General features: G+C 48.2%; 11 protein-coding genes. 5 read left to right on the top strand and 6 right to left on the bottom strand.

Going from position 1 to position 13,270, the window contains the following annotated elements:
- Positions 1-145: 145 nt before the first annotated feature.
- Positions 146-586 carry an LIC11177 family protein gene (locus tag EHO60_RS02320; protein ID WP_135766569.1) on the top strand — a complete coding sequence of 147 codons (441 nt, stop codon included), beginning with the start codon at positions 146-148 and terminating at the stop codon, positions 584-586.
- A 387-nt stretch (positions 587-973) separates the two neighbouring features.
- Here the strand turns inward: EHO60_RS02320 and EHO60_RS02315 are convergent, their stop codons facing one another.
- Both EHO60_RS02315 and EHO60_RS02310 read right to left on the bottom strand, forming a co-directional pair.
- On the bottom strand, positions 974-1,963 hold the full coding sequence (locus EHO60_RS02315) for an HpcH/HpaI aldolase/citrate lyase family protein (protein WP_135766568.1): 990 nt from the start codon (positions 1,961-1,963) through the stop codon (positions 974-976).
- Between the two features lie 102 nt (positions 1,964-2,065).
- On the bottom strand, positions 2,066-2,998 hold the full coding sequence (locus EHO60_RS02310; protein ID WP_135766567.1) for an ornithine carbamoyltransferase: 933 nt from the start codon (positions 2,996-2,998) through the stop codon (positions 2,066-2,068).
- 298 nt (positions 2,999-3,296) lie between these two features.
- Between EHO60_RS02310 and EHO60_RS02305 the strand changes: the two genes are divergently transcribed.
- Positions 3,297-4,910 (top strand): peptide chain release factor 3, encoded by a 1,614-nt coding sequence (locus tag EHO60_RS02305; protein WP_135766566.1) that lies wholly within the window; start codon positions 3,297-3,299, stop codon positions 4,908-4,910.
- 280 nt (positions 4,911-5,190) lie between these two features.
- Entirely contained in the window at positions 5,191-5,790 is a 600-nt protein-coding gene (locus EHO60_RS02300) for a CsgG/HfaB family protein (protein WP_135766565.1), read from the top strand.
- Between the two features lie 342 nt (positions 5,791-6,132).
- Here the strand turns inward: EHO60_RS02300 and EHO60_RS02295 are convergent, their stop codons facing one another.
- Complete coding sequence (locus EHO60_RS02295; protein ID WP_135766564.1) at positions 6,133-8,217, bottom strand: heterodisulfide reductase-related iron-sulfur binding cluster; 2,085 nt, start codon at positions 8,215-8,217, stop codon at positions 6,133-6,135.
- Between the two features lie 304 nt (positions 8,218-8,521).
- Between EHO60_RS02295 and mqnC the strand changes: the two genes are divergently transcribed.
- Both mqnC and EHO60_RS02285 read left to right on the top strand, forming a co-directional pair.
- A complete protein-coding gene (mqnC, locus tag EHO60_RS02290; protein WP_135766563.1) occupies positions 8,522-9,628 on the top strand; it encodes a cyclic dehypoxanthinyl futalosine synthase in 1,107 nt (368 codons plus the stop codon).
- Positions 9,629-9,699: 71 nt separating this feature from the next.
- On the top strand, positions 9,700-10,086 hold the full coding sequence (locus tag EHO60_RS02285) for an LIC11299 family lipoprotein (protein WP_135766562.1): 387 nt from the start codon (positions 9,700-9,702) through the stop codon (positions 10,084-10,086).
- On the opposite strand, the gene EHO60_RS02280 is transcribed toward EHO60_RS02285, so the two are convergent.
- The 3 genes from EHO60_RS02280 to EHO60_RS02270 all read right to left on the bottom strand — a co-directional run bounded on the left by EHO60_RS02280 (position 10,049) and on the right by EHO60_RS02270 (position 13,205).
- Positions 10,049-11,302 (bottom strand): GGDEF domain-containing protein, encoded by a 1,254-nt coding sequence (locus EHO60_RS02280; protein WP_135766561.1) that lies wholly within the window; start codon positions 11,300-11,302, stop codon positions 10,049-10,051. The two genes, EHO60_RS02285 and EHO60_RS02280, sit on opposite strands and share 38 nt — an antisense overlap.
- A 183-nt stretch (positions 11,303-11,485) precedes the next feature.
- Positions 11,486-12,313 carry a GerMN domain-containing protein gene (locus EHO60_RS02275; RefSeq protein ID WP_135766560.1) on the bottom strand — a complete coding sequence of 276 codons (828 nt, stop codon included), beginning with the start codon at positions 12,311-12,313 and terminating at the stop codon, positions 11,486-11,488.
- Between the two features lie 217 nt (positions 12,314-12,530).
- On the bottom strand, positions 12,531-13,205 hold the full coding sequence (locus EHO60_RS02270; protein WP_135766559.1) for an HAD family hydrolase: 675 nt from the start codon (positions 13,203-13,205) through the stop codon (positions 12,531-12,533).
- Between the last annotated feature and the right edge of the window lie 65 nt (positions 13,206-13,270).

Genomic DNA, 13,270 nt, shown 5'->3' with positions numbered 1-13,270 from the left:
CGATTCGGGAAGATAGGGGAATAGGGATCGGTCTTGTCCTCCAATCTAAAAAGCGGCGTAAACTACTGGACACAAATTTTCCGAGTTTATATGCTAGTTTCGAATCGAGTCTTCGATGCATAGAACGTAAAAGGGTCCGAAACCATTGGCGGAAAAGAAGAAAACGACTCTAAGCGATGTTCTGAAACGGGAGAAATTTCAGAAACTCGCAAAAAAAGAACAGGAAAAGTCAAAAAGCGTCATCATAGTCAGACCTGATCCCCCAGCGTCCGTTAAGAAAGAGGATGGTCCCGGCTCCAAGATCTATAAAACGATGGATGAGTCCATGTCGGACCTTCGTTTTTATTTTTTGGAAGGAGAGTACCGGGAAAGAGTCGCCGAGCTATTCAATGCAAACGAGGCGCAGTTCGATCGCTTAGGAATCACTCCTCGTCGTTTTCTGGATTTTGCCAGAGAATCCTTCGATCGCTTCAAACAACTCCAAAAAAAAATGCCCTTAGAGCCGATGAGCAAAAAGGCCTGGGATTATATGGAACGTAGTCTCTCCGAGCTGATCGGAAAGTTGAACGATCGATTCAATAAATAAGATTCACGGTTCCGTCTTTGTGGGAGCTCCTACAGAGAAGGGACGAGCAAAATCGCTTGCCCAAGGAAAAGTTTTGTGCTATAGGCATTGCTGTACCACCACACCGGCCCCCACCCAGAGTAGGGTGGGGTGGTGAGACAATCCCGCCATTTCTCCATCACAAAAAATTGATATCCACGACTTCTTTTTGCGCACTTTACATGCAGGACCTCATACAAACAATTTTTACGGAAAAAGGTTTACATAAATAAGGATCCGTGCTAAGCGCGTTGTGATGTCGCTTTGGACGGGGTACCACCGCACCGGCCCCCACCCAGAGTAGGGTGGGGAATAAAAAAAGCCGCAATTTCACCTGCGGCTTTTCCGAAATGGATTCTCCCTTTTAAATTAGAAGAATCTTTTTGAGGCTTCTTCCGGGATTGCGATTCCGGTGATCTTCGCTTTTTGCAACACTTCCCAGAAGTAACGGTAGGTCGCTCTGTCGTGGAGGTCTCCCGCGTGCTGGATCGGACCCCATTCTGCATCTTGGGCTTTTACTAGTATCTCCGCAGAAGTCTGAACTTCACTATAGTCCGGAGACATCGCGTCCAGAATCGCCTGGATCTGAGCGGGGTAGATGGACCACATACGAAGGAAGCCGAACTCATCATGAGCACGTTTTGCGTCTTTGTAGGTTTGATACTGGTTTTTGAGATCCAATGTAACGTTGTGGGCGGGAATCACTCCGTGTGCCAGAGCGGCGGCCACTACGGTGGATTTCGCGCGACGTAGGAGTTCATGATCGAACTGTCCCGGGCTCTTCATGCAAGCCGCAGGAATGGCTCCGTGGTGTCCTGAAATGAAATCCATCAGACCGAAATCCAGGACCTGCATCCAGGGGAGAGCTGCGATCTTTTCCACATCCCACAGAGCTCCGTGGGTTTCGATCAGTACGTGGATCGGGATTTCACGTTTGATTCCAGCTTTTTGGGCCGCTTTTTGAATGTACCCGATCATCTCTTCGACTTGAGACGCTTTCGTCGGTTTTGGAATGGTAATGTAAGCGATCTTTTGTCCCGCGCCAGGAACGATAATGTCGACGTCTTGTTTCCAGTAAGAGTTGGTATAATCGTGAATACGAACCCCGCTCATATTGTGCTTGTTCAGCTCGGAGTTCTGGATGCGGACGATCATCTCCGCGTGTTCTTTTTCTTTTCCGGTTTGGGCTCCGTCTTCGCAGTCCATCGTGATGTCGAAGAGGCCACCGAGTTTGTTCTGGAGTTCCAGAGCTTTGGTAATCAGTTTTTCGGATCCGGCAAAGTGCTCGCATGCAGGAATGATGGGGAAGGGCTTCTCTCCTTCGAATAGCGCATCCTTGGGATGGGTTTGTTTGGACATAGAAATACCTTTGTTTCCGTTTTTAAAGCCGATCGCGGCCGTTCTTGGGAACAGCGTTCTCGGAGCGGGTCCTCCCGGCAACGGATTTTTAGAGATCCTGTCCTAGGCTTCTAAGAGCTGCAATATCACCGCTTTCTGCGCGTCTAACCGGTTTTCTGCCTGCTGGAAGATGATCGAGCGGGGACTTCTGACCACTTCTCTCGTTATCTCGTATCCGGAATGGATGGGCATATCGTGCATCACTTTGGCACTCGTTTCTTTTAAAAGCGCCTCGTTGATCTGGTAGGGCATCATGAGTTCCATTCTCGCCTTTTTCTTATCCGCGAAATTCGGATCGTTAAAAAACTCCATATCTACCCAGGTATCCGTATAGATATAATCCGCTTTCTTCACGGCTCGGATCAGATCGGTCTCCCAGAACAAGGTGCCTTTCTTTTTGGCTTGTTCCACCGTGGGCGCGTCTATGTTTTCGGGATCGGCAATCGGGGTCACGAGAGTCAATCGCATTCCCAACGCGGAAGTGATTCCGATGAGCGAGTTCACTACATTGTTGTGAACTCCTATGTAGGTCATTTGCAGATCCGAAAGAGGCTTGGAGTTATCCAAAGCGATGGTCAATATATCCGCCAAGGATTGGCAGGGATGAAACATATTGCAGCATCCGTTGATGACCGGCACCTGGGAACCTTCCTTCAATTGTAGAAGGTCTTCGTGCTTTCTCATCCTCGCCATGATTACGGAAACGTTCCGGGATAAATATTCGGCTTCTAAATCGATGTCGGAAAGGAGGAAGTTGGAAGTCATCCAGTCCAGATAGATCGCATGACCTCCCATTTCGGTCATGGCGACTTCGAAGGAAACCCGGGTCCTTGTGGAGGTTTTTTGGAAGAGCATGGCGAGGGTGCGCCCCGTCATGTGGCCCAAATAATTGGCTCTATGGTGTTTTACATGGATCGCGAACTGCAACAGATCCAAGACCTCGTGATCGGTCCAGTCTTTCCAGGATATCAGATGTTTGGTCTTAGGCGATTGCATATTATCGACGATCAAAGGCCAGAAAACTACGGCTCTTAATGCAAGACAACCTGAAAAGCGAGGAAAAGGAAACGGAAAAATAGGAGGAGGGATTCCCCCTCCCGAGTGTTTTCCGGGGAAAAAAGCGTTCCATTCGGAAGAAGGAAAGTCCGAATTCGAAGTTTCGAGAATGGAATATGGGGCAATCTGATTACGAGGCGTTTACCGGATAGATACGAATCCGTGAATAAATCCGGGGTTTTCGTGCTGACAAGGCCCGAGCCCGGAAAATCGTATTCCTTGCAAGGAGAAACGGAGAGTGTCTGAATCGGCGATAACCCAAAGAAGTGTAGAAGAAGAGACAAAACGCAGGAGAACCTTTGCGATCATCGCCCATCCCGACGCCGGGAAAACCACTCTTACGGAAAAGCTGTTGCTTTACGGAGGCGCGATCCAACTCGCCGGGGCCGTAAAAGCGAGGAAGAATCGAAAGGGAGCGACCTCCGACTGGATGGAGATGGAGAAAGAAAAAGGAATCTCCATCACCTCCGCTGCACTGCAATTCGAATATAAAAACCACGTTTTGAATCTTCTGGATACTCCGGGGCACGAGGATTTTTCCGAAGATACGTATCGTACCTTGATTGCCGCAGACACGGCCGTCATGGTTCTGGATGCGGGAAAGGGCGTGGAGCCCCAAACGATCAAACTTTTCAAAGTATGTAGGGATCGTGGGATTCCCATCGTTACGTTCGTGAACAAGATGGACCGGCCCACGAAGCAGCTTTTCGCGCTACTGGACGAAATCGAAAAGGTCTTAGAGATCACGGCGATACCGATGGTTTGGCCGATCGGTACGGGTGTGGATTTTAGCGGAGTCTATAACCGCATCGATAAAAAGATCTACACGTACGATAAAACTCCGGGAGGAGCTCAAAAATCCGCATTCCAGAGCTCCGGAGTAGAGGACTCGAGTCTGGATTCCATGTTCGAGGATTGGGTTCTAAAGGCGTTTCGGGAAGAGGTAGAATTAGTAGAGGACGGAATCGGAACCTTCTCACTAACGGAATTCTTGGAATCCAAGATCACTCCCGTATTTTTCGGATCGGCGGTGAACAATTTCGGAATCCAGTTGTTTTTGGATCATTTCTTGGAAATCGCTCCTCCGCCGTTGTACTTTCCGTTAAGAGACGGTTCCAGATTGGATCCGGTGACGACCCCTTTCAGCGGGTTCGTATTTAAAGTCCAAGCGAACATGAATAAGGCGCACCGGGACAGGATCGCTTTCTTGCGAGTTTGTTCCGGTAAGTTCGAGAGAGGACTGAACGTGAACCACGGAAGGTTGGGCAAACAGGTGAAGCTTTCCTCCTCCTTCGCCTTTTTCGGTCAGGACAGGAATACCGTGGACGAGGCTTATCCGGGAGATATTATCGGACTCGTCAATCCAGGAACGTACTCCATCGGAGACGTCCTAGCGTCGGGGAAAGTGCCGGACTTAAAACCTCTGCCTGTTTTTGCTCCGGAGATTTTCGCTACTTTGTCCTGCGTTGAAACGGGGGCCTTAAAAAGTTTTCGCAAGGGAATCGAACAATTGGCGGAAGAAGGAATTCTGCATTTGTTTACCTCCCAAACGGTAGGCGGGGGACTTCCCGTGATCGGAGCGATGGGGCAATTGCAGTTCGAGGTTTTCCGCAGAAGGTTGCAGGACGAGTATGGGGCTCCTACCAATATCAATGTCCTTCCTTACCAAGTTTCCTGTTGGCTTCCGGCAGAGGACTTGGGGAAGGTTCCCAGCGGTTCTAATCTCGTTACGGATAGCATCGGCAGAGCCGCCTTACTCTTCGATTCCGAATGGGAAAAGGGGTATTTTCAAAAGAAAAATCCGGAGATCCGGCTTTTGGATTATCCGACCCAAGAGATTCCCAAGCTTTGAATCGAATTTTTTGAAACCCGATTTTTCGACTGCGCGGACGGAAAAGGAATTAAGAAAACGGAATATATAGGGTCCGATCTTTCCTTTGCTCGAATCCCGGTTCGCCATTTTTGCGCGGCCTATATTTCGCTTAGCAAATCGGTACCGCTACTTTTTCCGCCGAGAACAAAGTTTGGATTGAAAAATCAGGTATTGCGGTAAGCATTGATCCGTTTTTCCGCCGCTCGAACGAAGCGGGCACGGAGACATCGTTTCCGAATCACATCGAATTGGAGAACACATGAATCAAAAAATCCTTCCTTATATCCCTTTCCTGGTTTCCTCTCTCCTTCTCTTTCTGGATTGCCGGAGCGCATTGCCTAGATATGAAGTGCAAGTCACCGTGGGGAAAGTCGGAATTTCCCAACCGGGAAAGGACAAATACATCGTTTTCCCTTTCGACATGGCGGAAGGACTGCAATTGAAGCAAGCTGTGGAAAACCGTCGTAAGATCATCGAGGACCGGAATCGGGAAAAGGCGGAAATGGCATTGGTCAAAACCGGGTTGACCGTATTGGAGAGAAGTCGGGTCGACAAATTGGTAAACGAAATGACGTTCAGTAAGACCGGCTTGGCGGAAAGTGACGGCTTGAATATAGGAAAACTACTGAATGCGAATTACGCCCTCTTCGGAAAGATCACCCATTATAACGTTGCCAAAAAGGCAGTACGAGCTCATTTTATAGCGGAAGTGATCGTAAAAGCGGTGGATATCGAGAGCGGTGTCATCGCCTGGGAAGCGATCTTAAAAGGACATTCCATCTTTAATAACGGGGAACAGACTCTGCTTGATGTGGAAAATACCCTGTACGACCGCCTGAGCAAAAAACTTAAGAATTAAGGCTCCCTTCCGGGAATTCGGGGGGCGTTTGGGGCAAAAGCAAGGATTCCGTCGCCATTCGGTTTTGGTGGAAAAATCCCCTTTTTCCCGTTAAAAAATCGGAATCTTCCGTAGGGTTCTCGTCTTCGTTCCGTCGTATGTACCGTATTTGCACCAGATGATTCAGGCGGGACGGACTTGTTCCGCTTTTTTTTATTCCGATCGTTTTAGAACAGTTTCCCGGGAGTAGGGAGGGAATCCTTCCCTGGTTTTAAAACGGAAAAGAGACCGTTTCCTGAATAAAAAAGCCTCCGAAAATCGGAGGCTTTCCCAAAGGAATGATCACCGGTTGGTGCTTGCCGTCTATTTTAGATTTTCCGCAACCAATTCCGCGATATCTTTCACTTTTACTTCTTCTATCTTTCCTTCTTGTTTTACCCCGTCCGTAATCATCGTGATACAGAAAGGACAAGCGGTAGCGATCGTCGTGGCTCCGGTATCGAGCAATTGGTTGGTTCGTTTGAAATTGACCCGATCGTTGTTTTGCTCTTCCATCCACATCTGAGCTCCTCCCGCTCCGCAGCAGAGGCCCTTGGTATGGTGGTCGGACGGTTCCGCCAACTTTCCTCCGGAGACTTTTTTCACCACGTCTCTCGGATTCTCGTAGTTGTCGTTATAACGTCCGATGTAGCAGGAGTCGTGGTACGTGTACTTGCCTGCGTTCGCATCTTCGGCCACACCGACGTCGATCTTTCCGGTTTTGGAAAGTTCGTTGATGAACTCCGAGTGGTGGACAACTTCGAAGTTTCCTCCGAATTGCGGGTATTCGTTTTTGATCGTATTGTAGCAGTGAGGGCAAGCGGTTACGATCTTTTTAACGTTGTATCCGTTCATCGTATCGACGTTTGCTTGTGCCAACGTTTGGTAGAGATATTCGTTTCCGCCTCTCCGAGCAGAATCTCCGGAGCATCCTTCCTCCGTTCCCAGAATTCCGAACTTTACGTCCGCTTTTTGGAGGATTTTTACGAAGGATTGGGCGATCCGTTTGTTGCGATCGTCGTACGCTCCCGCACAGCCGACCCAATAGAGCACGTCCACGTTGGAATCTTCCGCGAGAGTTTTTACTCCTAGCCCTTCCGCCCAATCCGCGCGGGAATGTGCGGCGACTCCCCAAGGATTGGAATTGTTTTCCATGTTTACGAATGCGTTTTGCAGTTCCGTCGGGAACTTGGATTCCGCCAAAACCAAGTGACGTCTCATTTCCATGATTGCGTTCACTTGGTTGTTTCCCACAGGACAAGCTTCTACGCAAGCATAGCAAGTAGTACAACCCCAGAGTGCTTCTTCGGAAAGTCCCTCATATTGGTTGATCACAGAAGTGTCCAGTGCGGCAACCGCCTCGGCAGTACCTTCCGGTTGGGTGTCCCGAATTTTGGCGACTTCCGGCATCTTTTCCATGAGCGCGTGTTTTAATTCCACGATGATCGCTTTCGGGTTCAGAACTTTTCCGGTACGATTTGCGGGACATTGCACTTGGCAGCGACCGCACTCGATACAGGAGAGGCCGTCCAAAAGGTTCGGCCAAGGGAAGTCTTCCGTCCGGTTCACTCCCCAAACTGCGGTTTCGTCCTCTAGATTCAACTTGGAGAGAGCGCCTTTCGGGGTATCCGATTGTAGGAAATAGTTAAAAGGTGCGAAGATCAAGTGAGCATGCTTGGAGGTGGGAACATAGAGCATAAACGCGAAGACCGCGAGAATGTGAGTCCACCACATGATTTGGACGACCAAATCCGCAGTGGAATATTCCACTCCGATTGCCTGCCAAACGACTCCGATTCCTGCCGCGATCGGGGCGGCATCGTGGATCGGATCCGCGTATTCCGCTCCGACCGCTTTGGCTCCTTCGCCAAGCAAAGTCGAAACCATCAGGATGGAAATCATCGCAATCACGATGGCGGAAGCGGGAGAATGAACGTCCAAGCCTTTCGCCTTTTGGACCCAACGTCTCCATGCGAAGAATCCCAAGCCGACTAAGACGAGAACGGATACGAATTGTAGGACATACTCGTATACGAAGTTGACGGTATCTCCGAATATGGCGCCGACTAAAGAGAATTTATAACCGTCTTCCAGTCCGTAACCGAACACTCCCGCAACCATCTGGCTCGAGGTATGCAATAGGTAGGTGACAAATCCGTAAAAGATGAACGCATGCATGATCCCGCGAAGAGGTTCTTTGAAGTTCTTTTTCTGCAAGATAACGTTCAGGAGAAAGCTTTTGATTCGGAATGCCCAGTTCGGATGTTCCCGGAAGTCTTCGGTTCCGGCAGCTTTTCTACCGTTGAAAACGAGTTTGAGACGGTAGATTACCGCGCGAACGAATACGAAGTTCGCCACTGCAAACATAGCCGTGAATATCACGTGGAAGGCGATCTTAGATATAGTCATAATCTTTCAGTAGTACCTTTGTCTTTGGATGGTCTTCAAAAGCACCGTAACGATCGCGAATTACCCTGTCCAGGAAAAATTAGCGTAACGCCCGTTCTATACGACAAGACATAGGAATCGGGTTTTCGTTCTCTCGGAAGCGCTATTTCGGAATGAGGTAAGAGATCGGTACGGATGTTTTTTGTATTAATCGAGAATTAGTCGCAAAACCTACCTTTCTGAAATCAAAGATGGAAAAAGAAGTCGCATTTTTCGGGTACAGGAAAAGTCTGAAAGGAAGAAGTACGGAAAAGCCAATACCAGAATGAGACAAATCTTCCAGAACCAACCCTCCGATTTTATCTTAGAAAAAGCTTTGGATGGAGAAAGGATTTCTCCCGCTGAAGCCCTGGAATTGTACGAGAACGGAGATCCTTTAAAAATCATGGCAACTGCAAGGGAGCTTCGGGGCAGAATTCTTCCCCTCACTTCCGCGAGCTATACCATGTTTCGCGTAGTCAACTATACCAATTATTGCAATGTGGAATGCAATTTTTGCTCGTTTATGGACGAGATCGGAAACGGCAAGGGCTATGTGCTTTCGAAGGAAGAAGTCCTGGAAAAGATGGATTATGCGGTCGCGGAAGGAGCGGACCAGATGTTTTTGCAGGGAGGTGTATATCCGGACCTTCCCTTCGATTATTATTTGGACGTGATTTCCTCCGTTAAGAAAAAATATCCGACCATGCATATTCGCGCCTTTTCTCCGGTGGAAATCATCAATCTGGAAAAGATCACCGGAAAACCTTTGGCGGAAGTCCTGGAAATTCTAAAAGGTGTCGGACTGGATTCCGTTCCGGGCGCCGGCGCGGAGATCCTGACGGATCGGATGCGCAATATCATTTCTCCCAAAAAAGCGAGTACACAGGAATGGGTGCGAGCAATGGAAATCTGTCACGAAGTGGGTTTGCCCGGAAGTGCGAATATCGTTTTCGGTTCTGAGGAGACGAAAGCGGAAGTGATAGAACACCTCACCGTGGTCCGGAATTTACAGGATAGAACCGGGGGCTTTCTTTCCTTTATCCCTTGGACTTTTCAGCCTCAGACCAAGCGTTTCAAGGTGCGTTCCGTCCCCACCACGGAATATCTGAAGGTACTGGGAATCTGCCGTATCTTTCTGGATAATATTCAGCATATTGAAACTTCCGTTATGGTTTTGGGAAAGGGAGTGGGGCAACTCGCGCTTTTTTGCGGAGCGGATGATATCTCCTCCGTGGTGATCGAGGAAAATGTGCTTCGCTCTTTCGGGTTGAAAACGGAAAAGGAAGCCTTGAAATTCCTCGAAGACGGCGGTTTTCAGCCGAAACGGAGAGACCTTCTCTACAACTACGATCGGTACGAAGGGCGGGAATTTTCTCCCACGCTTTCCTGATAAGAGAAGCGTACTTTGATTTCTCAAAAAGAATATTGTTATTTTCGAAAGATGTGTTAAGGAGTTTCGGTATGAGTTTTGGCCTAGATTTCGTGCTTTCCCGTCTTTTCATTCTGCTTTTTGCAGGATCCTTTCTTTTTTCCTCTTGTTTTAGAACGCACAAAGAAAGGCTTCATATGGAGACGGGCGTTACGGTGAACACCTTAGGACCTCATAAATACGAGTTTCATGCGGTCGGAAAAGCCTCCACCGTTTCCGTAGAAGAGCAGGATTTTTTTAAAATGAAAAAGTCCTCCTGCGAAGCGGCCAAGTTGCAGGTGACTCAAAGGCTGGACGAGTTGGAGCCAAACCAAAAGCACAGATTATTTTTTTTGGAACAAAAGGCCCAGACGTACTTCGGCGATGGGGAGTATTGCGAACTTACCTATATATACGAACTTCCCGCGGCCAAGAAGTAGAGGTTTTATCTCTTTTTTTTTCCAGCTTACGGGCGGTTACGATCGTAACCTTGTTTCTTCCCGCGCCTTTGGATTCGTACAAAGCGGAATCGATGGACTGGTATAGATCGTCGAACGTAAAATCCTGATCGAAGGGTAGAATTGTGGCGCCTATCGATACGGTGACGTAAATCGGATTTCCGTATTCGTCCTCTTCGGATAAGGCCTGGTGTTCCACTCCTTTCCGAAGGGATTCGCTTAACATTTCGAGGCCTAACGGATCCACGGAATCGAGAAGAATACAGAATTCATCGCCCCCGATTCGGGCGCATACGTCGGTGGCGCGGACTCTGGATTTCATCACTGCGGACAAGGTCTGCAGGGCCTCGTCCCCAGTCATGTGTCCGAACTTGTCGTTCGTCTCCTTGAGGTGGTCCAAATCCAATATGATCAGTCCCATATTGAATTTGTATCTGCGTGCCCGCTTTTTGAATATATCAAACTGTTCGATCAGATAGCGGCGATTGTAGAGATTCGTGAGGTCGTCTATATTGGAGATCCTTCTGATCTGATCGTTCTTTTTACGGAGTCGTATCACGGCTCTGGAAAGTTTGGTTTTGTCCCGGTAATCCATCATTCTCCAGTAGTTCATGATTACGTTTCCGAATGTTCCTAGGAATACGTAGGTCAGGAGAATCGGAAATTCTTGGAACGCTTCCGAGAGGGAATCGGAGAGATAGCAGACTCCGAAAAAAGCCCCTCCGAAGGCAAGATTGACCAAAACCACTGTGGAAGTGGTCAACCAAAGCAGAATGTTCATACTCAAAAGGATGGCGGTCGCTTGGTGTAGATAAATGTCGTAATGGATCTCGTCCATATAAAGGAAAGGTAAAAAGGATACGAGGAGTACCGAGGAAGACCAAACCTTGTACGATTCCATATTTTGCGGATTCCAATCCGTCTTTCGGGAATTCTTCCATAGAAATAGGAGAGAGAGTAGAATCAATGTGACCCTGCTCGAATGCAGTAAAAATAACGGTTCTCCCGTTAACGTCCGGGAATCGGGAATCAGAAAAGTGAAGAGGCTGATTAAAATACAGAAGGAGTAGTGGATCGCAAGTGATTGGCGAATGTCCGCTAAGTTCTTCTCGATAAAGTCGTTCGGGTAGCTGCTGAATAGAATCCGCCTGAATAGGTGCCGAACTCTAAGATCACCGAAAGGAATCCACTGAAACATTTCTTTTTTCCGCTTAGAACAGTTAAATCGAATTTCATCTGTCTATGATCCACGGTTAAGATTCCTTCCTTCTCCCTGCAAGAAAGAAATTTGTACGAAGCAAAAAAACGTCGGATCGATTGGAGAACTTTGTTAAGAAATGCGAATAACGTGTGATTGTGTCAAAAAAGTGGATTTATCATTTTACAAGACGGCAATTTTCCTCGGATTCTTCGTGAGAACTTCCGGAATCGGTAAGCCGACACCGCCAAGGGAATGTACTTTTTTACCGTTTATGTACAGCTTGATTCCCTTTATGTTTAGATTTTCCAGCAAACTATAGCAAAGCTGGTCCACTCGATCTTTCAAAAGTTCCGGACCTGCTCCGGATTCGAATTCGCTTCCTAGGGAGAGTTTTAGGATTCCGTTTTCGACACTGTATTCGCTCGAGTACGTGAACTTCTGCGGTAGCGCGTTCAGTACCCCTTTCGTTTTTTCCTCGGGTGCAGGGCCTTTAGACAATTCCCGTAGGATGAAATGCAGTTTGTCTCCGGAGGAATAGTTTCTTTTCACACGTACTAACCTGGAATGGCTCTTGTTTCCTTTTCCGAAGAATTTCAAGAAATAGAGTTCCACTTCTCCCGGATCCTGGCGAAGAGAATGTTCCGTGCTTTCCGTTCCGGAAGTCCGTGCCGGGTCAACTACAGGGATATAAATGTCGTCCGAATCGTTCGATTCGCTTTCCGACCAATCCCGGCCGACGGATGCGGTTCCGTTTTGCATCAATTCGGATAAGATTTCGTCCTCGGCCTTGTCCATTACCTCTTCGTGGGATTCTTTTTCCCCGGGACTTGCGGGAGGAAGAGGATTGTTTTTGCCGAGCGTATTGAATCTGGAAAAGAATCCGGAATTTCCCTCTTTTGATCCGGAACTACGGAAGCCCGAACCGGTGGATTTATCCAGCAATACCAGTACGAATAAAATTCCCGTTAGGACGTACAATAGGGATTTGAGTTTTTCCGAATCCGGCACATTTTGATTTTCGGAACATCTCGGAATGCTCCTCTCATCTTTTTGAGCGATTCGCGGATGTTCTTTGGTTCGGATTCGGAGACTTTGTAGGAGTTCCTACGGAGATTGTTTGAAGAAAATGGGTTTTCAAGACCGGAAGAATGTGATATTTGGCGTTGGTTTGGGGGAGGGGGGACGGTACCACCGCACCGGCCCCCGCCCAGAGTAGGGTGGGGACCTAACCTAATATCGCATCCAAATCCGCCAATTTGGATAGGGAAATTTCCCAATCAGGAATTTCTCCTTCGGGAGCATGGCCGTAAGCGCAAAAGGCAAAGGGGCATCCGTTTTCTCGGGCCGCGTCGTAATCGGAAGACCGATCACCGATCATTAGAAGATCTGCAGGAGATAATTCGTATTTTTTCAGGTAGCCTGCTACCAAGTCCCCCTTGGTTTTGAGGGAGGCATTGTCCAGAATCAGGATAGGGTCGAACAAGGGCAAAATCCCGGAGACCTCCAGGATGGTCTCTACGTAAGGCCTTCTTCCATTGGAGGCCGCCAAAATCCGAAAACCTTTTCGTTTTAAGGATAGTACGGTTTCCTTGACTTTCGGATAGAATTCCCCGGATCCGGATTTGATTTTTTCCACTAAAAGGCGAAGCACGGAATCCGAGATTTGGTCCCTCTGGAATTCCTGTAGTTGGGGAACTAAATTCAGGAAAATCGTTTTTACCGGTTTTCCGATTTCCAGCATGATCCTTTCCCGGTCCGGAACGGGTAAGGGGATCCCCGAAGAAACGGAAAAGAGTCGGATCGCTTCGGCATACGTTTCCAGGATGATTCCTTCGGAAGAAAAAAGGGTTCCATCCACATCAAAGGCGAGGGCACGGATTGATTTCGGGTTCCATTTCATGAGCAAGGTCATCGTGTGAGTAGGAGAATTGGAGGCATTCCTTTTTTCCTTCGCTTGATTTTCCT

It is taken from the genome of Leptospira fletcheri, from assembly GCF_004769195.1.
Lineage (GTDB): Bacteria > Spirochaetota > Leptospiria > Leptospirales > Leptospiraceae > Leptospira_B > Leptospira_B fletcheri.
Note: the sequence above shows the minus strand (reverse complement) of the source record. Positions and strands in the feature narration are given on the sequence as shown.